Here is a 23,915-nt window from a genome sequence, read left to right as displayed (position 1 = left end):
ATCGGGCGGTGAGCACGACACAGCAATCCCCCTGTCCGCCGCCCGAACCGCAGCACGGACATGACTTCGGACACGGCCAGAACGCCACCGATACCGGCCACGGACACGGGCATGGACGCGGTCCGGGGAGCGGCGGCGGGCACGGGCACTCGCACAGCCACGGGCCGACCGCACCCGTCTCCAAGCACCTCCGCAAGGTCATCGCGGCGGTCCTGATCCCGTTCGCCGCCGCGGTGGTGGTCGGTCTCACCGTGCTGTGGCCTGGCGGCCCCCCGGCGCACGAGCGCACCGGCCTGGGGTTCGACCGGCAGACGCAGCAGGCCACAGTCGCCCAGGTGGTCGAGGTGAGCTGCACGTCGGTGAACGGCTCCGCCTCCGCACCGACCGGCGGTGCCTCCACCGCCGAGGGCTCCTCCGCACAGCAACAGGCGTCCGGCAGCTGCAAGAAGGCCACGATTCGGGTGGACACCGGCAAGGACAGGGGCCGTACGTTCACCGAGATCGTGCGGCCCGACCAGTCCCGCCAGTTGTACCAGGGCGAGAAGGTCGTGGTCGCCTACGAGCCCTCCGCGCCAAGGGACTTGCAGTACTCGGTAGCCGACGTCAACCGGCGCTTCCCGATGGCACTGCTGGCCGGCGTCTTCGCACTCGCCGTCGTGGCCGTCGGGCGGTTGCGGGGCGTCATGGCACTGATCGCGTTGGCCATCAGCTTCCTGGTGCTGAACCTGTTCATCCTGCCCGCGATCCTGCAGGGCTCGAACCCGCTGGCCGTGGCGGTCGTGGGGGCGAGCGCCATCATGCTGATCGCGCTGTACATGTGTCACGGTCTGTCCGCGCGTACGTCGGTGGCGGTGCTCGGCACACTGATCTCGCTGATGCTGATCGGCGTGCTGGGCTCACTGTTCATCGGCTGGGCCGCGCTCACCGGCAACACCGACGACAACACCGGGCTGATCCACGGCCTGTATCCGTCGATCGACATGAGCGGTCTGCTGCTGGCCGGCGTCATCATCGGCTCGCTCGGGGTGCTCGACGACGTGACGGTCACGCAGACGTCCGCGGTCTGGGAACTGCACGAGGCCAATCCCTCGATGGGCTGGCGCGGGCTGTACCGCGCGGGCATCCGCATCGGACGCGACCACATCGCCTCGGTGGTCAACACTCTCGTCCTCGCGTACGCGGGTGCTGCGCTTCCGCTGCTGCTGCTCTTCTCCATCGCGCAGAGCGGAGTGGGGACCGTCGCCAACAGTGAGCTGGTCGCCGAGGAGATCGTGCGCACGCTGGTGGGCTCGATCGGCCTGGTCGCCTCCGTTCCGGTCACCACGGCCCTGGCGGCGCTCGTGGTCTCGGCCGACCGTGGCGGACGAGGGCCGGCCGCCGTGCCCGCTCCGGCGCGCGGCGGGCGGGGCAGGCGCCGCAAGCGGTGACCCGGTGCGGGGGTCGGCGCCCGGTCGGCGAACCGTTCCTGCACTCTTGCGGGACGCGATCAAGCGAAGCGGTACATCAGCATCCGTGCAGCCGGTGCCGTAACGCTTCAGCCTGTGCTCTGCTCCTCCGCCAGGATGCGGTCCAGAGCCTCGTCGAGGTGGGCGTCGAAGTCGGCCAGCGCGCCCTCCTGGCCCAGCGGCACCAGCTTGTCCGTGCGGTCCAGGAACGCCACCAGCGGCGCCGTGGAGGAGCGGAACAGCGCCCGGTCACCGCCGACCTGAAGCCGGATCAGGACCTCGCTGAGCAAGCCGGCGTCGGCGGGCGCGATGCGCACATCGCCGTCCCCGCACGGCGTGCCCACCCCGTCGATCAGCAGCTCCCGTCCGAACGCCCAGGTCACCGGGGCGTCTCCGGGAAGGTGGAAGGTCAGCCGCACGGCATAGGGATCACAGGTCTCGTACCGCAGCTCCACTGGAATGCGGAAGGAGAGCTCCTCGGACACGAGAAAGCTCATCATGACCTCTGCTTGTACGGACTCGCGCATCGCTACCCCGTCATTTGCCGTCGACTGGCCGGGAACCCGTCCCGTAACACTGGTGCATCTTGCTGAACGTGCACACCAGATCACAAGGAGTGAGTTTTCAGATACTGATAGAGAGCGCCAGGGAGCCCAGGCACCGTCCCACCTCGCGCTGCAGCTGTCGCGCGGCGGGCAGCAGCCGGTCGGCCTGGCGAGTGGGAAGGGAGAGGGCCATGGTGGCCGCCGCGGTGCCCATGGTGATGGGAACCGCCGCGCACACCGTCCCCAGCGCGTACTCCTGCCGCTCGGTCACCGGCTCCATCCGCGACGTCCGTTCCAGGCGCCGCAGCAGGCTGTGCTCGTCATGGATCGTGTACGGGGTGAGGGACAGTACGGGATAGCGGTCGAGGTGGTCGCGACGGGCGCCGTCGTCCATCTGGGACAGCAGACACTGGCCGATCGCGTGCGCGTGCCCGGTCTCACGGAAGTCGGCCCACTCCTCGACCGCCGGGTTGGTCGCGGAGGCGGAGACACACATGATCTCGATCTCGCCGTCGCGGTACATCGCGTAGTACACCGGCGCACCGATCGCATCCCGCCACCGCGCCATCGCCTCGACGACTGTGCTGCGACGTTTCTGCGCCGCCCCGCTGCTGCTCAGCCGCTCGGCCGCCTCGCCCAGGAAGAACAGGCCCCGGTCGCGGTACAGATAGCCCTCATGGACGAGGGTGCGCAGCAGATGGTAGGCGGTGGGCAGCGCCATACCCGTCTCGCGGGCAAGCTGTTTGGCGGGCGCTCCCTGCTCGTGCCGTGCGACGGATTCCAGCAGGCGCATCGCGCGCTGCACGGACCCGATGAGGGTCTGGGGCTGCTGCTCCGGAACCGTGGTGCGGGGCTGTTGCACGGGGGGCGATGAGCGCGGCTGCGCCGGGAGTGCCGTGGAGCGGGACGGCCCCCGGGGTACGGGGGGCGCGTGCCGTTCTGCGGGTGCGGTGTCAGCCGTGGCCAAGGGTCACTCCCGTAGCGCGAGGGGGGCAGCCGTGCCGGGAGCACGGGTGGGGGTGCAAGCCGCCCGCGGGGACCTGCCCCGCGTCGATTTCCGGACCTTATCCGCCTGACACCGCTCACAGACGGACTGTCCGGAAAACTTCCCTCCCGCGAGGGAACCGGCGATTCCCGTTACCGGTCACCGGTGTCCCACGGCTCTCACCGGTCGCTGTGTCAGGACGAGCTCGACATGAACTTCCGGACGATGTAGATCAGCCCGCCGACCAGGGCCACGAAGACCAGCAGCTTGAACAGCAGGCCGATCACGAAGCCGACCACGCTCGCTATCAGGCCGCCGAAGACGACCAGGGCGATGACCGGCACCGCGATCCACTTCACCCACCACGGCAGACCCGCGAAGATCTCTCGCATTGCCCTCGTCCTCATCTCTCCACCGGCCCTGCGCCGGCCCTGTCGGTGTCCCGCACTCCCCGGTGCGGGCCTTTCGATGTCCTGTACTCGATGCTAGGACGGCCGGGGAGACCGGCGGGCCCTCGCACCCCTTGTCCTCCCCTGACCGTTCCCCTAGGGAACCCCGAGACGGCGTCTCAGGCTTCCGGGGGAGAGAACACCACCAGGACCCGCAGATCCTCGCTGATGTGGTGGAACTTGTGGGCGACTCCGGCCGGCACGTAGACCACGCTGCCGCGCGCCACCTGGGTCGTCTCCAGGCCGACCGTGATCGAGGCACGGCCGCTCACGACGAAGTACACCTCGTCCTGGTTGTGCGGCTTCTGCGGGTCGTGGTCGCCCGCGTCGAGCGCGTACAGACCGACCGACATGTTCCGCTCCCGCAGGAACTGAAGGTAGGCGCCCTCGTTGGCGGCTCGCTCCGCCTCCAGTTCGTCCAGCCGGAATGCCTTCATCGCCCTCGCCCACGCTCGTCACCGGTCTCGTCTGCCACGATCAGACACATGAAGAATTTCGTAGTCAAGACGATCGCCAACGCGGGCGCCCTGGCGGTCGCCGTCTGGCTGCTCGACAAAATCGCCCTGACCGGCGACGGAACTGCCCGGAAGGTCGGCACGCTGATCGTCGTCGCCCTGGTCTTCGGCCTGGTGAACTTCCTGGTCAAGCCGGTGGTGAAGGTGCTGACCTTCCCTCTGTTCCTCCTGACGCTCGGCCTGATCACCCTGGTGGTCAACGCGCTGATGCTGCTGCTCACGTCGTGGGTGTGCGGCAAGCTCGAGGTGAGTTTCCACGTCGAGGGCTTCTGGACGGCCGTCCTCGGCGGCCTGATCATCTCGGTCGTCTCCTGGGCACTGCACATGGTCCTGCCGGACGAGGACTGAGTGACCGATGACGGGCCGAACGAAGAAGCAGGGCGGCATGAACGATTCCGCTGCGCATGATTTGGACGATTCTCAGAAGGAGTCCCGTTTCCCCGCAGGCGTCGGTGAGGGCACGCGCGCGGTGCGGGCCGGACTGCCCGAGCCGGTCAAGCACGAGCCGACGCTTCCGGGTCCGGTGTTCGCCGCCCACTTCCATCTGCCGGGCGACCCGACGGGCCCCTACACCTACGGTCGCGACGAGAATCCGACCTGGAGCCTGCTGGAGCGCGCCATCGGTGAGCTGGAAGCGCCCGGGCAGGGCGGCGTGGAGACGCTGGTGTTCGCCTCCGGCATGGCCGCCATCTCCTCGGTGCTCTTCTCCCAGCTGCGCGCGGGGGACGCAGTGGTCCTGCCCAGCGACGGCTACCAGGCGCTGCCCCTGACCGGCGAACAGCTGCAGGCGTACGGCATCGAGGTGCGCACCGCGCCTACCGGCGGGGACGCCCAGTTCGACGCGCTGGACGGGGCACGGCTGCTGTGGATCGAGTCCCCGTCGAACCCGGGGCTCGACGTCTGCGACATCCGGCGGCTGGTTCAGGCGGCACACGCGCGTGGCGCTCTGGTCGCGGTCGACAACACCCTGGCGACCCCGCTCGGGCAGCGGCCGCTGGCGCTCGGCGCGGACTTCTCGGTGGCCAGCGGCACCAAGCAGCTCACCGGGCACGGCGACATCCTGCTGGGATACGTCGCCGGCCGCGGCGGCGAGGCCATGGCGGCCGTACGCCGCTGGCGCAAGATCGTGGGCGCGATCCCGGGGCCGATGGAGGCCTGGCTCGCACACCGTTCCATCGCCACCCTGCAGCTGCGTGTCGACCGTCAGAACGCCTCCGCCCTGGCACTCGCCAAGGCGCTGCGCGGACGTCCCGAGGTGACCGGGCTGCGTTATCCGGGGCTCCCGGACGATCCCTCGTACAAGACCGCCTCACAGCAAATGCGGCGCTACGGGTGTGTGGTGTCCTTCACGCTGCCCACGCGCGCGCGTGCCGAGCGTTTCCTCGACGCGCTCAGGCTCGTGGACGACGCGACGAGCTTCGGCGGGGTGCGCTCAACGGCCGAGCGGCGCGGGCGCTGGGTCGGGGACGCGGTGCCGGAGGGCTTCATCCGGATGTCCGTCGGTACCGAGGACCCCGAGGATCTGGTGGCGGATGTGCTGCGAGCGCTGCAAGAATCAGCCCGCTGACCGCCTTGGGAACGCCGGTCGGACGTCGATACGCCGCCGGTCACGCACAGCGGGCGGTCCGAGCCTCCCCCCTCGTGGCTCGGACCGCCCTCCGGTTCCCGCGCGTAGAACCGCGCGTACAAGGCTAGTTGACCCAATGTCAGTGTCCAATCACGGTAGCGACAGAGACCTATCGACATATTTATAGTTGGGCGGGGCCGGGGGCCGTGCAAAGGGCACCGAGAGGGGTGGGTGCGCCATGGATCTGGCGTTGCTGCGCACGTTCGTGACTGTGCACCGGGCGGGCTCCTTCACCCGGGCCGCGGCGCTGCTCGGTCTCTCCCAGCCGGCCGTCACCTCCCAGATCCGCACGCTGGAACGGCAGGTGGGCCGCCCCCTGTTCCTGCGCCAGGCCCGCGGTGTGACGCCCACGACCATCGGCGATGAACTCGCCCACAAGGCCGCGCCGCATCTCGACGCCCTGGTGGAGATCACCGAATCCAGCCTCGATGACGAGTCCTCCTTACGCACCCTGCATCTGGCCGGTCCACCGGAATTCACCGCGGAGCGGGCACTGCCCGTGCTGACCGGGCTGACCGGCGACGAGCAGGGATTCGCCCTGCGCACCTCGTTCGGGACTGCCGAGGAAACCCTGGACGGCCTGTCCGCCGGACATCATGACCTGGCCATCAGCACGGCCCGGCCGCGCGGTGGACTGCTCACGGCAGCTCCGTTGTGCGACGAGGAACATGTTCTGGTCGCCGCCCCGCGCTGGGCCGAGCGGATCGACTCCACGAGGCCGCGCCGCAAGGCCGTACCCCCTCTGGAGGCCATTCCCCTGGTCGAGGTCCACGAGTCGCTGCCCTTCGCCTCCCGTTACTGGGCCTCGGTCTTCGACTCCCGGCCGGCGATGTCCGGCACGGTGATCGTTCCCGATCTGCGTGCGGTCCTCGCCTGCGTGATGGCGGGCGCCGGACTCGCGGTACTGCCCCGGTATCTGTGCGCGGCCGCCCTGGGGCGGGGGAAGGTCGTGGCCCTCCACGAACCGGCGGTGCCACCTCTGCGCACCTATTTCCTCGTCGTCCGGACCGGCACGCTGGCCATGCCGCACATCGCGCGGGCTCACGAGTGGCTGCTGCGTGCGGCCGCCGACTGGTCCTGAGCCACCAGCGGAATGCCCTGCCCTGAGGGCTGCGGCGTCGTGCGATGTTTCACGTGGAACCAGCCGGGCCACATTTCTCCCATGACCGTCCGACCCGTGGTCAAGCGCACCGCTCGTGCCGTTCTCCTCGACGGTGACGACCTGATCCTGATCAAGCGCACGAAGCCCGGTGTCGATCCCTACTGGGTCACTCCCGGTGGCGGAGTCGAACCCAGGGACACGACCGTCGTCGATGCCCTGCACCGCGAGGTCCACGAGGAACTCGGCGCCAAGATCACCGACGTGGTGCCCTGTTTCGTGGACACCGTGGAGCACATCGGCGAGGACGGCGGTGCGACCGGTGTGAAGGTGCAGCACTTCTTCGTCTGCCGACTGGAGTCCATGGACACCTCCCAGCGACACGGCCCCGAAGTGGACGATCCCGCCGGCGAGTACGAGATCGTGCGGGTGCCGTTCACCCGGGTCGGCATCGCCTCCGTCCACCTGGTTCCACTGTCCCTGCGGCACTATCTGGACGGAAACATCGAGGGCGTACGCGCCATGCACGCACCTGACCTGGGCTGAGGAAGCGGATGTTTCACGTGAAACACCACACACCTGTCCATGGAGTGCCCAACTGACCACCGCATGACCAAAACCACGTCCGTCCGGTCCGAAACGGCTGGACGCCGAGGGTGCCCGTCGGACAGCCTGACCTGCGTGTCGACTTCTTCCCCCGCTCTTTCCCCCATCCGCCGTCTGACGCTTCGCGATCTCACAGCCTGCGCCGATCTGTCCGAGAACCGAGGGTGGCAGCGTGAGGAGCACAAGTGGGGCTTCCTCCTGACAGCCGGGACGGGCTACGGCATCGACGATCCGGACGGGGGACTCGTCGCCGCGTGCGTCCTCACCCGGTACGGACCGCAGGACCGTCCGGATCTGGGCGCCATCGGCATGGTCCTGGTCGCCGAACGACATGCCCGCCAGGGCATCGGACGCCGGCTGATGCACCACGTCATCTCGACGATGGGCACCACGCCCCTGACGCTCCACGCGACGCCGTACGGCCGTCCGCTGTACGAGGAGCTGGGCTTCAAGGTCACCGGATGGGCGGAGATGGTACTCGGGCGCTTCACACCGACGCCGGACGAGCAACGCCCTTGTATCGCCACGCGAGCGGCCACCGCCGGTGATCTCACCGGCATCCTCCGGCTCGACGAGGAGGTCTTCGGCGCCGATCGCACGCCCTTCGTCACCCGGCTTCCCGCGTTCGCGGACCAGCTGCGGGTCGCCGAGGACCACGGCCGAATCATCGGCTACGCCGCAGCCTGGCCCAACATGGACACCCACGTCGTGGGTCCCCTGATCGCCCGGGACACCGAGACGGCCAAGGCCCTGCTCGCCTCTCTCGCCGCCCACACCAGCCGCCCACTGCGCACGGACATCGACGTACGCCACGAGGAACTGCTGACCTGGCTGAAGGAACGCGGGCCGACGCCCGTGACTCGCAACGCCGTCATGACCTACGGCATCGCGGAACTCCCCGGGGACTGGAGCCGACGCTTCGCCCCACTCACCGTGGCGGCGGGCTGAGGAAGCCGCCACGGACGAGCGTTGTGCACACACACGCTCCGGTACAGGCCCCAACCGTGCCATAGAGTACGGGACATGACAGATTTCGAGATACGGCCGGCTGTCGCCGACGACGTGCCCGCCATCGTCGGCATGCTCGCCGACGACCCGCTGGGTGCGCAGCGCGAGTCCCCGGACGACCTCGCGCCGTATCTGGCCGCGCTGGAGCGGCTGAGCTCCGATCCTCACCAGCACCTGATGGTCGCGGTGCGCGAGGACCGCGTCGTCGGCACGCTCCAGCTCTCGATCATTCCCGGCCTGTCCCGACGCGGCTCCACCCGGTCGATCATCGAAGGCGTCCGCGTCCACACCGACGAGCGCGGCAGCGGCCTGGGCACGCAGCTCATCGAGTGGGCCATCGACGCCTCACGACACCACGGCTGCCAGTTGGTGCAGCTGACATCGGACCGAACCCGTACCGACGCCCACCGCTTCTACGAACGACTGGGCTTCGAAGCCTCGCACCTGGGCTTCAAACTGCGGCTGTGAATCCCCGGTCACCGACCGGTGCCCCGCCACCCCTCCGGATCCACGCCACCGGGCACGGAAGCCTCCGTGTCGTACGGCTGGCGTGTGAACACGAACGACCCGAGGTCCAGGTGGTCCACCGACCCGTCCGGCCGCCGCACCGCCCGCAGCACCTCACCGGCGTAGTAGCCCTCCAGCCCCGTCCAGGTTCCGTCACCGTTCGCCCGGAACCGTGAACGCCGGCCGCTGCCGGACAGCGGTTCCAGCGAGAGGAGTCCGTCGGCGGTCAGCCGCAGGCCGAAGCCGTACGTCCCCCAGTACCACTGCCCCGCCAGCTCCAGTACCGACGGGTCGATCTCCCGCAGTGGCCGCCAGGGCTCGGGAATCCGCGGCTCCGCGTCGGCGACGATACGCACGAGGTCGGCCCCCACCGTGACAGGCAGCGGGCCGGACGTGCAGTTGGCCAGCACGACCGCGGCCACGTCGGCCTCCACATCGATGGTGAGCGAGGCCAGGAAACCCGGGAGCGACCCGCTGTGCCCCACGAGGAGCCGGTCGCCCCACCGCCGCAGTTCGAGCCCCAGGCCGTACGCGTACCCGGAGGCCACATCCGCCGCTTGTGAGGGAGCCGCCGGAGTCCGCATCTCCCAGAGCGACTCGGCGCTCAGAACCCGCTCGTCCCCCTTGGCGAGGAAGGCGGCGAAGCGAGCCAAATCCCCTGTAGTGGACCACAATTGCCCGGCCGGAGCCATCCGGCCGAGGTCCTCGGCAGGCTCCGGCAGCATCACATCGGCCCAGGGATGCACCGCCCAGCCATCCGCGTACGGCGCCTCGGGGTGAGCGCCCGTGCGGTTCAGTCCCAGGGGTTCGAGCACTTCCCGCCGAAGGACCTCCTCCCAGTCGACGCCGCGCACCTCCTCGACGAGCGCGCCCAGCAGGGTGTAGCCGGGATTCGAGTAGTGGAACCGCCGGCCGACCGGATGCCGCAGCGGCTCCTCGCCCAGTACGTCGGCGAGTTCGGGGCGCAGAGCTCCGGGCGATCTCTCCCACCACGGCGCGGGCGACTCGGCGGCCAGCCCTCCCGTGTGCGCCAGCAGGTCAGCGATCGTGGCCTCCCCCACACCGGTGCCCGGCAGATGCTTCTCCAGCGGGTCCGTCAGGTCCAGGACACCCTCGTCGCGCAGCCGCAGCACGAGCACGGCGGTGAAGGTCTTGGTGATCGAGCCGATCCGGTACTGCGTGTTCTCGTCCGGTCCGTGGCCCTCCACCGATGTCCGCGCGCCATGCCAGACGGTCCGCCCCTCGCGCACGACCGCGGCGACGAGCGACGGTGCCCGCCCCTCGGTCTGTGCCACGGCGATCCGGTGCGACAGCGCCCGGCGCGTACCGGGAAGCAATTCATCCTGAGAAGTCGTCATGCCCCCAGTCCATCCGGTGCGTCCGCGCACGTCGAGCGCATTTCCGGCGGACACGGCGGCAGGGCGTGGCGGACCACGGGACGCCGCCGCTCAGGTCTGCGCCATGTCCACGAACCGCGAGTAATGACCCTGGAAGGCGACCGTGATCGTCGCGGTCGGGCCGTTGCGGTGCTTGGCGACGATCAGGTCGGCCTCACCGGCGCGCGGCGACTCCTTCTCGTAGGCGTCCTCGCGGTGCAGCAGAATGACCATGTCGGCGTCCTGCTCGATGGAGCCCGACTCACGCAGGTCGGAGACCATCGGCTTCTTGTCCGTGCGCTGCTCGGGGCCACGGTTGAGCTGGGAGAGCGCGATGACCGGGAGCTCCAGCTCCTTGGCCAGCAGCTTGAGGTTGCGGGACATGTCCGAGACCTCCTGCTGCCGGCTCTCGGCGCGCTTGGAGCCGCCGGACTGCATCAGCTGCAGGTAGTCGATGATGACCAGCTTGAGATCGTTGCGCTGCTTCAGGCGCCGGCACTTGGCGCGGATTTCCATCATCGACAGGTTCGGAGAGTCGTCGATGTAGAGCGGGGCGGCCGAGACGTCCGGCATCCGGCGGGCCAGCCGCGTCCAGTCCTCGTCGGTCATCGTGCCCGAGCGCATGTGGTGCAGGGCGACGCGGGCCTCGGCGGACAGCAGACGCATCGCGATCTCGTTGCGCCCCATCTCCAGCGAGAAGATCACGCTGGGCAGGTTGTGCTTGATCGACGCCACCCGCGCGAAGTCCAGCGCGAGCGTCGACTTGCCCATCGCGGGGCGCGCTGCGATGACGATCATCTGGCCCGGGTGCAGACCGTTCGTCAGCGAGTCGAAGTCGGTGAATCCGGTGGGCACACCGGTCATCTCGCCGCTGCGCGAACCGATCGCCTCGATCTCGTCGAGCGCGCCTTCCATGATGTCGCCCAGCGGCAGGTAATCCTCGCTGGTGCGCTGCTCGGTGACCGCGTAGACCTCGGCCTGGGCACGGTTGACGATCTCGTCGACATCGTCGTCGGCCGCGTACCCCATCTGCGTGATGCGCGTACCGGCCTCGACGAGGCGGCGCAGGATCGCACGCTCGTGGACGATCTCCGCGTAGTACGCGGCGTTCGCCGCCGTCGGCACGGTCTGCACGAGCGAGTGGAGGTAGGAGGCACCGCCCACCCTGTTGATCTCGCCGCGTCTGGTGAGCTCGGCGGCGATGGTGATGGGGTCGGCGGGCTCACCCTTGGCGTAGACGTCGAGGATCGCCTGGTAGATCGTCTCGTGCGCCGGTTTGTAGAAGTCGTGGCCCTTGAGGATCTCCACGACATCGGCGATGGCGTCCTTGGACAGGAGCATTCCACCGAGAACCGACTGCTCGGCGTCCAGGTCCTGCGGGGGCAGTCGCTCGAAGGAGGAGCCCCCGTCGTCCCACGCGCCGCGGTCCTGGCCGCGGTCGTGCTGCTCGTCGCGGCCGGGAGCCGAGTCGAGGCGTCGGGAGGCGGACGGACGATCACTGGGTCCTCTGTCGGCCCACGGGTCGTCCAAGGGCTCGGAAATGCTCACCGAGCAACCTCCTCCCGTCCGCCGAGCGGACCTCGCCGTGCCCCTCTTTTCTAAGGGGCGGCACTGACAAATGAGGGGCCCACCTCCGCTTTGGGCGCGTCAGGTTTACGACGGTTTGGAAGGCCGACGAACAGAGCGGGCGCCGGACCACGGTAGGCCCCCGAGGGGCGTCAGCCAATCTGGTTATCCACAGGCCATGTGGACGAGCGCCCGGATGCTGTGGAGAACTCCTCCAAACCTGTGCACGACTCGGTGGACAGCGCTGTGAACAAGCCCTCGAAACCTGCTGCGGGGCGCTTCTGACCTGCTGCTTTCCCATCCACCGGCTGTGCAGGAGAAAAACTTCCCCAGTTGGATCAAGATCGCTTGAGGCGGTACGCACAAGCGAACGCCACAAGAGCTGAAGTAAGGGTCTCCATGCCTTTGCATCTCTTACCTGTGGACGATTAGATTGGCGCTCATGACACAGGCCCCCGCACGCCGCACGGTCACCCGGCGCCGGCACGACCGAGAGATCGTCGCACTGGCCGTTCCAGCCTTCGGCGCACTCGTCGCCGAGCCGCTCTTCGTGATGACCGACAGCGCGATTGTCGGCCATCTCGGCACGGCGCAGCTCGCCGGGCTCGGCGTCGCCTCGGCCCTCCTGATGACCGCCGTCAGCGTCTTCGTCTTCCTCGCCTACGCCACCACGGCGGCCGTCGCCCGCCGCGTCGGTGCGGGTGATCTCCAGGCCGCCATCCGCCAGGGCATGGACGGCATCTGGCTGGCGCTGCTGCTCGGCGGCGCCATGATCGCGGTCGTGCTGCCCACCGCCCCCGCTCTGGTGGACCTCTTCGGTGCCTCGCAGACCGCGGCTCCGTACGCGACCACCTATTTGCGTATCTCCTCGCTGGGCATTCCGGCCATGCTCGTCGTTCTGGCCGCCACCGGTGTCCTGCGCGGACTGCAGGACACCCGGACACCGCTGTATGTGGCCGTCGCGGGTTTCATCGCCAACGCGGTCCTGAACGCCGGTCTCGTCTACGGTGCCGGGCTCGGCATCGCGGGCTCGGCCTGGGGCACTGTCATCGCCCAGTGCGGCATGGCGGCCGTCTACCTTGCCGTGGTCGTCCGCGGAGCCCGAAAACACAACGCCTCTCTCCGCCCCGACGCGGCCGGTATCAGGGCGTCCGCGCAGGCCGGTGTTCCCCTGCTCGTCCGTACGCTTTCCCTGCGCGCGATCCTGCTGATCGCCACGGCGGTGGCGGCCCGCCTCGGTGACACGGACATCGCCGCTCACCAGATCATCCTGTCCTTGTGGAGTCTGCTCGCGTTCGCCCTCGACGCCATCGCGATCGCCGGACAGGCCATCATCGGCCGCTGTCTGGGCGCCGAGGACGCCGCAGGCGCCAGGGAAGCCTGCCGGCGCATGGTGCAGTGGGGCACAGCCGTCGGGTTCTGCCTCGGGCTCCTCGTGCTCCTGAGCCGCCCGCTCTTTCTGTCCCTCTTCACCAGCGACGTCGCCGTTAAGGACACCGCGCTGCCCGCCCTGCTCGTGGTGGCACTCTCCCAGCCGGTCTGCGGCATCGTCTTTGTCCTGGACGGTGTGCTGATGGGTGCTGGAGACGGACCGTATCTCGCCGGAGCCATGCTGGTCACCTTGGCGGTCTTCACCCCGGTGGCGTTGCTCGTTCCCACTCTTGGAGGCGGACTCACCATGCTCTGGGCGGCCATGGCACTGATGATGACCGTGCGCATGCTGACCCTGTGGCTGCGCTCCCGCTCGGGCCGCTGGGTCGTCACGGGAGCGACGCGCTGACCGTTTCACGTGAAACGCCGCTTCTCGCACCACAGCGCGCCGACCACGCGAAGGGGCCGCACCCTTGACGGGTGCGGCCCCTTCGCCGACTGCTCAAGCCGCGTGCGGCGGTCAGGCCGCGACGACCTCGATGTTGACCTTGGCGGCAACCTCGGGGTGCAGACGCACGGACGTCTCGTGGGCGCCCAGGGTCTTGATCGGCGCACCCAGCTCGATGCGACGCTTGTCGACCTCGGGACCGCCGGCAGCCTTGATCGCCGAGGCGACGTCGGCCGGGGTGACGGAGCCGAAGAGACGACCGGAGTCGCCGGAACGGACCGACAGGCGGACCTTCACACCCTCGAGCTGGGCCTTGACCTGGTTGGCCTGCTCGATGGTCTGGATCTCGTGGATCTTGCGAGCACGACGGATCTGCTCGACGTCCTTCTCGCCGCCCTTGGTCCAGCGGATCGCGAGCTTCCGCGGGACCAGGTAGTTGCGGGCGTAACCGTCCTTGACATCGACGACGTCACCTGCGGCACCGAGGCCGGAGACCTCGTGGGTGAGGATGATCTTCATGAGTGGCTCACCCTTCCCTTAGCGCGCAGTGGAGGTGTAGGGCAGCAGCGCCATCTCACGGCTGTTCTTGACGGCCGTGGCGACGTCACGCTGGTGCTGCGTGCAGTTGCCGGTCACGCGGCGGGCACGGATCTTGCCGCGGTCGGAAATGAACTTCCGCAGCATGTTCGTGTCCTTGTAGTCCACGTACGTGACCTTGTCCTTGCAGAAAGCGCAGACCTTCTTCTTAGGCTTGCGCACAGGCGGCTTCGCCATGGTGTTTCTCCTGTGTGATCAAGAAGTGTGGGTACGACCCGCCCTCGGTCCGGGGACCTAGAAGGGGGGCTCGTCCGAGTAGCCGCCACCGCCGCCGGAGCCGCCGCCCCAGCCGCCGCCACCCTGGCCGCCACCGGCGGGAGCACCGGTCGCCCACGGGTCGTCGGCAGGAGCGCCGCCCTGGCCACCGCCTTGGCCACCGCCTTGGCCGCCGCCCTGGCCGCCACCGGGGCCGCCGCCCCAGCCGCCGCCACCCTGGCCGCCGCCGTAACCGCTCTGGCCACCGCGGCCGGTGGTCTTGGTGACCTTGGCCGTGGCGTTGCGCAGGCTGGCGCCGACTTCGTCGACGTCCAGCTCGTAGACCGTGCGCTTGATGCCCTCACGATCCTCGTAGGACCGCTGCTTCAACCGCCCCTGCACGATGACGCGCATGCCTCGCTGGAGCGACTCGGCGACGTTCTCCGCCGCCTGGCGCCAGACCGAGCAGGTGAGGAAGAGGCTCTCGCCGTCCTTCCACTCGTTCGTCTGGCGGTCGAAGGTGCGGGGCGTGGACGCGACGCGGAACTTCGCGACCGCCGCACCGGAAGGGGTGAAGCGCAGCTCGGGGTCGTCGACAAGATTGCCGACGACCGTGATGACGGTCTCGCCTGCCATGGGGAACCTCTCGGCGGGTGTGCTGCTCTGGCTGCTTGTGCTGCTACTCGAATCCCGAGGCCGGCTGAGCGGAAGGGCTCAGTGGGTCTCGGGGCGGAGGACCTTGGTCCGGAGGACCGACTCGTTCAGGTTCATCTGGCGGTCGAGCTCCTTGACGACCGCAGGCTCGGCCTGCAGGTCGATGACCGAGTAGATACCCTCGGGCTTCTTCTTGACCTCGTACGCGAGACGACGACGGCCCCAGGTATCGACCTTCTCGACCTTTCCGCCACCGTCACGGACGACGGAAAGGAAGTTCTCGATCAGCGGGGAGACAGAGCGCTCCTCAAGATCGGGGTCGAGGATGACCATCACCTCGTAGTGACGCATGTGGAACCCACCTCCTTCGGACTCAGCGGCCACGGTCGTTCCGTGGCAGGAGGGTTGCGATGCGTACGCAACAGTGCCTGCATTACATCAGCCGTCACTGACAATCGGGGTCGGCCGACGCACTCTCCGGGTTCGCCGTGGCTCCGCCGGGGCAGACACTGTGCAGACCGTACAGAGTACCCGCACATCCGCTTCCGGTTGAAATCGGGTCGCAGGGACCGCCAACCTGGACATCACGGGTGTGCACGGCGCTAGGATGCGCCGCCTTTCGCAGGAGGTGCCCCATGGCACAGACGATGCGACCGAACACCGCCGCCGGCGGCGGCCTCTTCGCCACGGACGGCAAGCCCCACCCGCTCCAGGACACCCTGCTCGCGGTGACCCTGGTGCTGGGCGTGGTGGCCTTCATCACCGGGCTCCTCTTCCACAGTCTGCACCTGCTGAGTTCCTGGGCCGGCCTGGTGGGCATCCTCACCGGCGCGTACGGCCAGTGGGTCTCGGTGACGACACGCCAGCGCTTCGGGCTGATCCTCGGCCTCGGCGCCTCCGCGGTCGGCTTCTACCTCGGCCTGGCGCACGGCGGTCTCTTCGGCGGCTTCTTCAGCTGATCCCGGGCACCCCGGCCGCTCCTGACGGGCGGCGTTCACCGGACTGCGCGGACGCCGCCCCCCACCGACCGTGCGCGGCGCCCCGGCGGGCGACGGGCCAGGGCGAAGGTTGCGTGCGGCCCGTCTGCGCGCTCCCCGGGCGCAGTAGGCTTCGGCGCGAGAGCCGGAGCCCCTGACCCCATGGGGACACACCAGCCCGAGGAGCGCCCCGAATGAGCCTGACCCTGAGGACCATCAGTCGAGAGCAGCATCTGGCCTACATCCAGAGCCTGCCCGCGGCGAGTCACATGCAGGTCCCGGCCTGGGCGGACGTCAAGTCGGAGTGGCGCCCGGAGAACCTGGGCTGGTTCGACGACCGCACCGGCGAGATGGTCGGTGCGGGTCTCGTCCTGTACCGCCAACTGCCCAAGATCAAGCGGTATCTCGCCTATCTGCCCGAGGGTCCGGTCATCAACTGGTTCGCGCCGAACCTCGACGACTGGATCCAGCCGATGCTGGCGCATCTGAAGCAACAGGGCGCCTTCTCGGTGAAGATGGGCCCGCCGGTGGTCATCCGCCGCTGGAACGCCGAGACCATCAAGAAGGGCATCCAGAACTCGGACGTCAAGCGTCTGCGCGACCTGGAAGCCGACTTCATCGAGCCCCGCGCCTTCGAGGTCGCCGACAAGCTGCGCCGTATGGGCTGGCAGCAGGGTGAGGACGGGGGCGCCGGCTTCGGTGACGTCCAGCCCCGCTACGTCTTCCAGGTACCGCTGGCCAACCGGTCCCTGGAAGAGGTGCACAAGAACTTCAACCAGCTGTGGCGTCGCAACATCAAGAAGGCCGAGAAGTCCGGTGTCGAGGTCGTCCAGGGCGGCTACCAGGACCTCGAGGAATGGCAGCGGCTGTACGAGATCACCGCGGTGCGCGACCACTTCCGGCCCCGCCCTCTGTCGTACTTCCAGCGCATGTGGACAGCCCTCAACACCGAGGACCCCAACCGCATGCGGTTGTACTTCGCCCGGCACAACGGTGTGAACCTGGCCGCGGCGACCATGCTGATCGTCGGCGGCCACGTCTGGTACTCCTACGGCGCCTCCGACAACATCGGCCGGGAGGTCCGGCCCTCGAACGCAATGCAGTGGCGGATGCTGCGCGACGCCTACGCGCTCGGTGCCACGGTCTACGACCTGCGCGGCATCTCCGACTCGCTGGACGAGACCGACCACCTCTTCGGCCTGATCCAGTTCAAGGTCGGCACCGGCGGGCAGGCCGCCGAGTACCTCGGCGAGTGGGACTTCCCGCTGAACAAGCTGCTCCACAAGGCGCTCGACATCTACATGTCGCGTCGCTGACCTGACGCTCTTCGCTTCGACTCGGTCGACAACTTCCATACTTCTGATACACCGCAGCCACGAGAAAGGTTCCAGGTCCGGCCATGGCGCTCACGCTCTACGTCGACACCGCGCGCTGGCGGGCGCACCACAAGCACGTGCAGGAGCAGTTCCCGGGACTCGTCCCGGTCTGCAAGGGCAACGGCTACGGCTTCGGGCACGAGCGGCTGGCGGAGGAGGCCACCCGGCTGGGCGCGGACATCCTCGCCGTCGGCACGACGTACGAGGCCGCGCGCATCAAGGACTTCTTCAGCGGCGACCTGCTGGTGCTCACGCCGTACCGCCGCGGCGAGGAGCCGGTGCCGCTGCCCGACCGGGTGGTCCGCTCGGTGTCGTCGGTCGACGGGGTGTACGGCCTTGTCGGGGCCCGTGTCGTCATCGAGGTGATGTCCTCGATGAAGCGGCACGGTGTCAGCGAGCAGGACCTGCCGCAGCTGCACGCCGCCATCGAGAACGTCCGGCTGGAGGGCTTCGCCATCCACCTGCCGCTGGACCGCACCGACGGCTCGGACGCGGTGGAGGAGGTCATCGGCTGGATGGACCGGCTGCGCGCGGCCCGGCTGCCGTTGCACACGATGTTCGTCAGCCATCTCAAGGCGGACGAACTCGCCCGGCTGCAGCAGCAGTTCCCGCAGACCAGTTTCCGTGCCCGGATCGGCACGCGGCTGTGGCTGGGGGATCACGAGGCCACCGAGTACCGCGGCTCGGTCCTGGACGTCACGCGGGTCGCCAAGGGCGACCGCTTCGGCTACCGCCAGCAGAAGGCGGCCTCGGACGGCTTCCTGGTGGTCGTGGCGGGCGGTACGTCGCACGGCGTGGGCCTGGAGGCCCCCAAGGCGCTGCACGGCGTCATGCCGAGGGCCAAGGGCGTCGCCCGCGCCGGCCTTGCCACGGTGAACCGGAACCTCTCCCCGTTCGTCTGGAGCGGCAAGCAGCGCTGGTTCGCTGAGCCACCGCACATGCAGGTGTCGATCCTGTTCATCCCCACGGACGCCCAGGAGCCCAAGGTCGGTGACGAACTGGTGGCGCATCTGCGGCACACCACCACGCAGTTCGACCGGCTCGTGGACCACTGAGCCCCCTTCTCATGCGGAAGGCCGTACACGGTCACTGCCGTGTACGGCCTTCCGCATGTTCGCCCTGAGCGAGCTCTGTTCGCTCAGGGCGAACCGTCCTGGGGTGCGTCCGTGCTCTGGCCGCCCCACTCCACCTGTGGTGCGCCGACGTGGGTCAGGTCACGTGGTGAAGGAGTGCGGGTGCCGAGGGCGAAGACGTCCTCGGCGCCGTCGAGTACGCCGCCCGAGGGGTCGTCGTCGCCGGCGCGGCGCACCACGTCCCTCTCCGGCATGAGGATGTCGCGTACGACGACCGCGCACAGGTACAGCGTGCCCAGCAGATGCACGGCGATCGCCCAGTGGTAGCCGTCGGTCGGCAGACCCTTGTGGGCATCGCCGCTGGTCGTGTACGCGAGGTACATCCAGATCCCGAGGAAGTACGCCACCTCGCAGGCCTGCCAGATCAGGAAGTCCCGCCACTTGGGGCGGGCCAGCACGGCCAGCGGGACCAGCCACAGGACGTACTGCGGCGAGTAGACCTTGTTGGTGAGGATGAAGGCCGCGACGATCAGAAAGGCGAGCTGGGCGAAGCGCGGGCGGCGCGGGGCGGACAGTGTCAGCACCGCGATGCCGAGGGCGCACAGCACCACCAGCAGCGTGGCCGTGGTGTTGACGAAGTCGGTGCTGGGCGGGTTGCTGGAGTTCTGGGCCCAGATCAGCCAGAAGGATCCGAAGTCGACGCCCCGGTCATGGCTGAACCTGTAGAACTGCCACCAGCCGTCCTCGGCGAAGGCCATCACCGGCAGGTTCACCACCAGCCAGGCGACGACCGCGCCCGCCAGGGCCTTGCCGAAGTCGCGCCACTTCCCCGCACGCCAGCACAGCAGGAACAGCGGGCCGAGCAGGAAGACGGGGTAGAGCTTGGCGGCCGTGGCGAGCCCCAGCAGGACGCCGAAGGCGAGCGAACGTCCCCGGGACCACATCAGCATCGCGGCGGCCGTCAGGGCGACCGCCAGCAGGTCCCAGTTGATGGTGGCGGTCAGCGCGAAGGCCGGTGCCAGGGCGACCAGCAGACCGTCCCACGGCCGCCGGGCGTGCGTACGGGCCACGCAGACGGCGATGACGGCCGCGCACACCATCAGCATCCCGGCGTTGACCATCCAGTACCACTGCTCCTGGTGCTGGATGCTGCCGCTGTGCGGGGTCAGCCAGGAGGCCACCTCCATGAACAGTCCGGTCAGCACCGGGTACTCCAGGTACGGCATGTCGCCGGGGAGCTTGTCGAAGTAGGGCACGAGGCCGTCGGCGAAGCCGCGCCCCTGGTAGAGGTGCGGGATGTCCGAGTAGCAGGCCTTTGTGTACTGCGAGCTCGCGCCGAAGAACCAGGCGCCGTGGTAGCAGGGCGCCTTCTGGACCAGGCCGAGGGCGAACATGCCGATCGCGACGAGCGCGACGACCCGTACCGGGGTCCACCAGGACGTCCCGAGCAGGGCGCGTCGACCGACCGGGCCGCCGATCAGCTCACTGCCGGCCGTGGCGACCTCGTCCTCCTTGGTGGGCCGCACCGGGTCGGGTTCGTGTGCGCTCGCTTGCGTGGGTTCAGCACTGGGCATGGGGCACATCCTGCCGTACGTGTCCGGGAAGAAGCGGAGGGCCGCCGCACCGGGTGGGTGCGGCGGCCCTTGTTTCACGTGAAACGCCCTCGCCGGATGGCGAAGCGGCTAATTGTTCGTGCCCCCGAAGAAGCCGCCTCCGTTGCCGTTGCCCCGGTTGCTGCCTCCGCTGCCACTGTCGTCACCACCCGTGTCGCTGGGTGAAGGCTCCGGGGTGATGCCACCGTCCGTGCCGCCGTCGCCCGTCTGACCGCCGTTGTCGCCGCAGCCGAAGAAACCACAACGAGTCCGGGTCGGCGTGGGCGTCGGGCTGGGCTCGGTCCGGCTGGGCGTGGGCGAGGGAGTCGGGCTCTCCTCCTCGGTCTCGGTGGCCGAAGGAGTCGGTGTGGGGCTGGGCTCGGCGTTGACGATCTCGCCGATGGGCTCGGGCGTCGGGAAGGCCTTCGCCGGCACGTTCTTGAGCGCTTCCAGCATGTAGTCGTGCCAGATCTCGGCCGGGAACGAGGCGCCGTGGATCTTCTCCTGGCCGCCCGTTCCGAACATCTTCAGGAATTCCCGCGACTTGTTGCTTTCGTCGTCGTCGAGCCGGAACATGCTGATCGCGGTCGACAGCTGTGGGGTGTAGCCGACGAACCAGGCCGACTTGTTGCCGTCCGTGGTACCGGTCTTGCCGGCCACCTCACGGCCCGGCAACTGGGCGTTGGTGCCCGTGCCCTTCTCCACCACGGTCTTCAGGATGTCGGTGACGTTGTCGGCGACCTTCTCGGTGAAAGCCTGCTTGGTCCGGCTCTCGTGCTTGAAGAGCACCCCGTCCTTGTTCTCGACCTTGGTGACCGAGAACGGCTCGTTCTGCTTTCCGCTGGCGGCGAAGGTGGCGTACGAGCCCGCCATACGGATGGCACTGGGGTCGGAGATGCCGATGGAGAAGGACGGGAAGGTGGCGCCGCCCAGGCTGTTCTCCTTCAGGCCGGCGTTGGTGGCGGCCTGCTTGACCTTGTCCAGACCCACGTCCATGCCCAGCTGCACGAAGGCGGAGTTCACCGACCAACGCATCGCCTCGCGAAGATCGATCAGATAGTCGGGCGGGCTGCCGTAGGACTCCTGGCCGTCATTGACCTGGAGCCACTCCTGGTCCTTCTCGTTCGTCCAGACCGTGCCGTCGTAATTCTTGATCTTGAGCTTGTTCTGACCGCTGAAGCGGCTCTTGGGGGAGACCTGCGTGCGCTCGTCCTGCGCCTGTGTCTCTCCGAGACTGGGATTACGGACGCCGTCCTGCATGGCCGCGGCCAGCACGAACGGTTTGAACGTCGAGCCCACCTGGGCACCCGTGGCGTCGGCGTTGTTCGTGAAGTGCTTCGTCGCGTCCTCACCGCCGTAGACCGCCACGATGGCGCCCGTCTCCGGGTCGACCGAGGCCCCGCCGAACTGGACGTGCGTGTCGGTCCTCGGGCGCTTCTTGGGGTCGATGTTCGCCTTGTACACCTTCTTGACGGCCTTCTCCAGCTTGTCGACCTTCTTCCGGTCGAAGGTCGTGTGGATCTGGTAGCCGCCTTGTTGCAGCTTGTCGGCAGTGATCTCCGTGTTGTTGACGACGTACCCCTTGGCGAGGTCGACGAGATAGCCGATCTGGCCGCTCAGCTGCGTGTTCGACCTGGGGTTCTCCAGCTTGGGCAGCGTCTTGTACTTGGCCCGTTCCGTGGCGCTCAGATGGCCGTACTCGACCATCTTGGTGAGGGTGTCCTGCATCTGTCGCAGGGCCCGCCTCTTGTTGTCCTCGGGCGTGGCCGCCGGGTCGATCGAGGTCGCGCCCGCGGGGTCGTAGTAGGTCGCGCCCTTGAGCATCGCGGCCAGGAAGGCACACTCGCCCGGTTTCAGGTCCTTGGCGTCCTTGTTGAAGTACGCGCGCGCGGCCGCCTGAAGGCCGTACGCCCCGCGGCCGTAGTACGCGGAGTTCAGGTAGCCGGCCATGATGTCGCGCTTGTCCACGGTGGCCCCGACCTTGATCGCGACGAAGATCTCCTTGAACTTGCGTGAGAGCGTCTGCGACTGGTCGTTGAGCATGGCGTTCTTGACGTACTGCTGAGTGATGGTGGAACCACCCTGCGTCTGGCCGCCCCTCGCCATGTTGAACACGGCACGACCGATGCCCTTGGGGTCGATGCCGCTGTCGGTCTCGAAGGTCTTGTTCTCCTGCGAGATGACGGCGTACCGCATCTCCTCGGGGATGGATGCGTAGTTGATGATCTGGCGGTTGACCTCACCACCCGTTCGCACCATCTCGCTGCCGTCCGACCAGTAGTACACGTTGTTCTGAGCGGTCGCGGTCTCGTCGATATTGGGCACGGACACCATCGCGTACCCGATGCCCGCGAGCGCCACCAGGCTCCCCATGAAGCCGATGAACAGCCCCGTCACGAGCTTCCAGGACGGCATCCAGCGGCGCCATCCGTACTTGTCCGCACGCGGGTAGTCGATGATCCGGTTCTGGCCGGGCGGTGCCGCCCGGCCACGACCGCGCCCGTTGGGGCCGCCCGGCGGCCGGCCTCGTCGGCCGCCGCTTCTCTGCGCGGCCCGCCGGGCTTCGGCACGGCCGCCGTACGGGCGCTCCCCACCTCCCGCGCCGTACGAACTCGACCCACGACCCGATCCATGCGAATCGGCCCCATAGGAGCCGGCAGGAGATCCGGTGGCGCCTCGCGGTGCCGCGCGGCGGCCGGAGGACGAACCGGACTGGCCGCGTCGGGCCGCGGCACGTCCGCCTCCCTGCGGCTGCGGCGGTTTGCGACGGTGCTCGCTCATCGAACGACTACTCCTCGGGCAGGCGCACCCTTGCGCGCCTGGAAAAGGCGGCTGGTTTCCGGTCCCCCCGAAGTACGGATGCGGTCGGTCGCACATTCACCCGTACTGCACCCGGGACGAGGACGTCCCCAGGCGTCACTCGGTTCCCGGCGGTATGCATGGCGCACAGACTACGCACCACCGCAACCCGCTGAACCCCGAAGTTCACCCCAAACCAGGCAACTTGGCTTCAACAAAGCGGTGATGTGATCCCGCTCACCCGTTCCCCTCTTGTCGCATCCGAAGCACCGTTCTATCGTCGTGATGTATCGAGTCGATACATCAGCGCGAGATAAAGACCGTCATGGCACCCGGAGCGGCACCCTCCACACCGGGTCGCGGCAGAGAGGAGGCGACGATGGGCCGGCGTTCCGGGATCCTGGAGTTCGCCGTACTCGGCCTGCTGCGTGAATCTCCGATGCACGGCTACGAGCTGCGCAAACGGCTCAATACGTCACTGGGCGTGTTCCGGGCGTTCAGCTATGGGTCGCTCTATCCCTGCCTCAAGACGCTGGTCGCCAACGGCTGGTTGATCGAGGAGCCGGGGAGCGCACCGGAGGACGCCGTCGCCGCCGCGCTCGCGGGACGCCGCGCCAAGATCGTCTACCGGTTGACGGCCGAGGGCAAGGAGCACTTCGAGGAGCTGCTCTCCCAGACGGGCCCCGACACGTACGAGGATGAGCACTTCGCCGCGCGCTTCGCCTTCTTCGGGCAGACGTCGCGCGACGTACGCATGCGCGTGCTCGAGGGCCGCCGCAGCCGGCTGGAGGAGCGCCTGGAGAAGATGCGGATCTCCCTGGCGCGCACCCGAGAGCGCCTCGACGACTACACACTCGAGCTCCAGCGCCACGGGATGGAGTCCGTGGAGCGCGAAGTGCGCTGGCTGAACGAGCTCATCGAGAGCGAGCGGGCCGGGCGGGACCTCAAGGGTTCCGGCTCCGGGGGGCCCGCCTCGCAGGACACCGCAACTGGAGCGACGGGCGGCCTGCCCCGGTCCGGGGAGCCTTCCCGGCCGGATACGCCCGACGACACCGCCACGTGAGGTCCCGTCGGGGCTTCACCGAGTACACACAGGGAGCAACCG

The 23,915-nt window shown here is 68.6% G+C and carries 24 protein-coding genes; 12 read left to right on the top strand and 12 right to left on the bottom strand.

Annotated elements, in window-relative coordinates; all coding sequences use genetic code 11:
* Positions 1 to 8 precede the first annotated feature (8 nt).
* Entirely contained in the window at positions 9 to 1,427 is a 1,419-nt protein-coding gene (locus DEP02_RS06420; RefSeq protein ID WP_112466362.1) for a YibE/F family protein, read from the top strand.
* A 107-nt stretch (positions 1,428 to 1,534) separates the two neighbouring features.
* Here DEP02_RS06420 and DEP02_RS06415 read toward each other — a convergent pair whose 3' ends face one another.
* The 4 genes from DEP02_RS06415 to DEP02_RS06400 form a co-directional block, all read right to left on the bottom strand.
* Positions 1,535 to 1,972 carry an SsgA family sporulation/cell division regulator gene (locus DEP02_RS06415; RefSeq protein ID WP_112466361.1) on the bottom strand — a complete coding sequence of 146 codons (438 nt, stop codon included), beginning with the start codon at positions 1,970 to 1,972 and terminating at the stop codon, positions 1,535 to 1,537.
* 97 nt (positions 1,973 to 2,069) lie between these two features.
* Positions 2,070 to 2,957 (bottom strand): IclR family transcriptional regulator, encoded by an 888-nt coding sequence (locus DEP02_RS06410; RefSeq protein ID WP_198668312.1) that lies wholly within the window; start codon positions 2,955 to 2,957, stop codon positions 2,070 to 2,072.
* Between the two features lie 212 nt (positions 2,958 to 3,169).
* Positions 3,170 to 3,367, bottom strand: a complete 198-nt coding sequence (locus tag DEP02_RS06405; protein ID WP_112466360.1) for a DUF5326 family protein — start codon at positions 3,365 to 3,367, stop codon at positions 3,170 to 3,172.
* Between the two features lie 176 nt (positions 3,368 to 3,543).
* Positions 3,544 to 3,861 carry a cupin domain-containing protein gene (locus tag DEP02_RS06400; RefSeq protein ID WP_073950561.1) on the bottom strand — a complete coding sequence of 106 codons (318 nt, stop codon included), beginning with the start codon at positions 3,859 to 3,861 and terminating at the stop codon, positions 3,544 to 3,546.
* A gap of 48 nt (positions 3,862 to 3,909) precedes the next feature.
* On the opposite strand from DEP02_RS06400, the gene DEP02_RS06395 reads away from it, so the two are divergent.
* The 6 genes from DEP02_RS06395 to DEP02_RS06370 all read left to right on the top strand — a co-directional run bounded on the left by DEP02_RS06395 (position 3,910) and on the right by DEP02_RS06370 (position 8,747).
* On the top strand, positions 3,910 to 4,287 hold the full coding sequence (locus DEP02_RS06395; protein WP_112466359.1) for a phage holin family protein: 378 nt from the start codon (positions 3,910 to 3,912) through the stop codon (positions 4,285 to 4,287).
* A 37-nt stretch (positions 4,288 to 4,324) separates the two neighbouring features.
* Positions 4,325 to 5,506, top strand: a complete 1,182-nt coding sequence (locus tag DEP02_RS06390; RefSeq protein WP_232838981.1) for a cystathionine gamma-lyase — start codon at positions 4,325 to 4,327, stop codon at positions 5,504 to 5,506.
* Between the two features lie 238 nt (positions 5,507 to 5,744).
* Positions 5,745 to 6,647, top strand: a complete 903-nt coding sequence (locus DEP02_RS06385) for a LysR family transcriptional regulator (protein WP_112466357.1) — start codon at positions 5,745 to 5,747, stop codon at positions 6,645 to 6,647.
* Between the two features lie 81 nt (positions 6,648 to 6,728).
* Positions 6,729 to 7,211: an NUDIX domain-containing protein gene (locus tag DEP02_RS06380; RefSeq protein ID WP_112466356.1), complete on the top strand. Its 483-nt coding sequence runs from the start codon at positions 6,729 to 6,731 to the stop codon at positions 7,209 to 7,211.
* Positions 7,212 to 7,346: 135 nt separating this feature from the next.
* Complete coding sequence (locus DEP02_RS06375; RefSeq protein WP_232838980.1) at positions 7,347 to 8,219, top strand: GNAT family N-acetyltransferase; 873 nt, start codon at positions 7,347 to 7,349, stop codon at positions 8,217 to 8,219.
* Between the two features lie 75 nt (positions 8,220 to 8,294).
* The gene (locus DEP02_RS06370; RefSeq protein WP_112466354.1) at positions 8,295 to 8,747 is read left to right on the top strand and encodes a GNAT family N-acetyltransferase; all 453 of its coding nucleotides are present in this window, start codon (positions 8,295 to 8,297) and stop codon (positions 8,745 to 8,747) included.
* Between the two features lie 8 nt (positions 8,748 to 8,755).
* Here the strand turns inward: DEP02_RS06370 and DEP02_RS06365 are convergent, their stop codons facing one another.
* Complete coding sequence (locus DEP02_RS06365) at positions 8,756 to 10,144, bottom strand: serine hydrolase domain-containing protein (protein ID WP_112466353.1); 1,389 nt, start codon at positions 10,142 to 10,144, stop codon at positions 8,756 to 8,758.
* A gap of 90 nt (positions 10,145 to 10,234) precedes the next feature.
* Positions 10,235 to 11,710 carry a replicative DNA helicase gene (dnaB, locus tag DEP02_RS06360; RefSeq protein WP_112466352.1) on the bottom strand — a complete coding sequence of 492 codons (1,476 nt, stop codon included), beginning with the start codon at positions 11,708 to 11,710 and terminating at the stop codon, positions 10,235 to 10,237.
* Positions 11,711 to 12,170: 460 nt separating this feature from the next.
* On the opposite strand from dnaB, the gene DEP02_RS06355 reads away from it, so the two are divergent.
* On the top strand, positions 12,171 to 13,508 hold the full coding sequence (locus DEP02_RS06355) for an MATE family efflux transporter (RefSeq protein ID WP_112466351.1): 1,338 nt from the start codon (positions 12,171 to 12,173) through the stop codon (positions 13,506 to 13,508).
* A 111-nt stretch (positions 13,509 to 13,619) separates the two neighbouring features.
* On the opposite strand, the gene rplI is transcribed toward DEP02_RS06355, so the two are convergent.
* From rplI to rpsF, 4 genes are all read right to left on the bottom strand, one after another.
* Complete coding sequence (rplI, locus tag DEP02_RS06350; RefSeq protein ID WP_112466350.1) at positions 13,620 to 14,066, bottom strand: 50S ribosomal protein L9; 447 nt, start codon at positions 14,064 to 14,066, stop codon at positions 13,620 to 13,622.
* Positions 14,067 to 14,084: 18 nt separating this feature from the next.
* The gene (gene rpsR / locus DEP02_RS06345) at positions 14,085 to 14,321 is read right to left on the bottom strand and encodes a 30S ribosomal protein S18 (protein WP_003949403.1); all 237 of its coding nucleotides are present in this window, start codon (positions 14,319 to 14,321) and stop codon (positions 14,085 to 14,087) included.
* A 57-nt stretch (positions 14,322 to 14,378) separates the two neighbouring features.
* A complete protein-coding gene (locus DEP02_RS06340; protein WP_112466349.1) occupies positions 14,379 to 14,975 on the bottom strand; it encodes a single-stranded DNA-binding protein in 597 nt (198 codons plus the stop codon).
* A gap of 78 nt (positions 14,976 to 15,053) precedes the next feature.
* Entirely contained in the window at positions 15,054 to 15,344 is a 291-nt protein-coding gene (gene rpsF / locus DEP02_RS06335) for a 30S ribosomal protein S6 (protein WP_112466348.1), read from the bottom strand.
* A gap of 284 nt (positions 15,345 to 15,628) precedes the next feature.
* On the opposite strand from rpsF, the gene DEP02_RS06330 reads away from it, so the two are divergent.
* The 3 genes from DEP02_RS06330 (at position 15,629) to DEP02_RS06320 (ending at position 18,401) form a co-directional block, all read left to right on the top strand.
* A complete protein-coding gene (locus tag DEP02_RS06330) occupies positions 15,629 to 15,952 on the top strand; it encodes a hypothetical protein (protein WP_112466347.1) in 324 nt (107 codons plus the stop codon).
* A gap of 212 nt (positions 15,953 to 16,164) precedes the next feature.
* Positions 16,165 to 17,286 carry a lipid II:glycine glycyltransferase FemX gene (locus tag DEP02_RS06325; protein ID WP_112466346.1) on the top strand — a complete coding sequence of 374 codons (1,122 nt, stop codon included), beginning with the start codon at positions 16,165 to 16,167 and terminating at the stop codon, positions 17,284 to 17,286.
* Positions 17,287 to 17,369: 83 nt separating this feature from the next.
* Positions 17,370 to 18,401, top strand: a complete 1,032-nt coding sequence (locus DEP02_RS06320; RefSeq protein WP_112466345.1) for an alanine racemase — start codon at positions 17,370 to 17,372, stop codon at positions 18,399 to 18,401.
* An 83-nt stretch (positions 18,402 to 18,484) separates the two neighbouring features.
* On the opposite strand, the gene DEP02_RS06315 is transcribed toward DEP02_RS06320, so the two are convergent.
* The gene (locus DEP02_RS06315) at positions 18,485 to 19,993 is read right to left on the bottom strand and encodes a glycosyltransferase family 87 protein (protein WP_438947731.1); all 1,509 of its coding nucleotides are present in this window, start codon (positions 19,991 to 19,993) and stop codon (positions 18,485 to 18,487) included.
* A 108-nt stretch (positions 19,994 to 20,101) separates the two neighbouring features.
* Positions 20,102 to 22,792: a transglycosylase domain-containing protein gene (locus tag DEP02_RS06310; protein WP_112466343.1), complete on the bottom strand. Its 2,691-nt coding sequence runs from the start codon at positions 22,790 to 22,792 to the stop codon at positions 20,102 to 20,104.
* Positions 22,793 to 23,189: 397 nt separating this feature from the next.
* On the opposite strand from DEP02_RS06310, the gene DEP02_RS06305 reads away from it, so the two are divergent.
* Positions 23,190 to 23,873, top strand: coding sequence for a PadR family transcriptional regulator (locus tag DEP02_RS06305; RefSeq protein WP_112466342.1), 684 nt, complete (start codon positions 23,190 to 23,192; stop codon positions 23,871 to 23,873).
* Positions 23,874 to 23,915: the final 42 nt, after the last annotated feature.

This window comes from Streptomyces triticisoli, from assembly GCF_003270085.1.
Classification (GTDB): domain Bacteria; phylum Actinomycetota; class Actinomycetes; order Streptomycetales; family Streptomycetaceae; genus Streptomyces; species Streptomyces triticisoli.
Note: the sequence above shows the minus strand (reverse complement) of the source record. Positions and strands in the feature narration are given on the sequence as shown.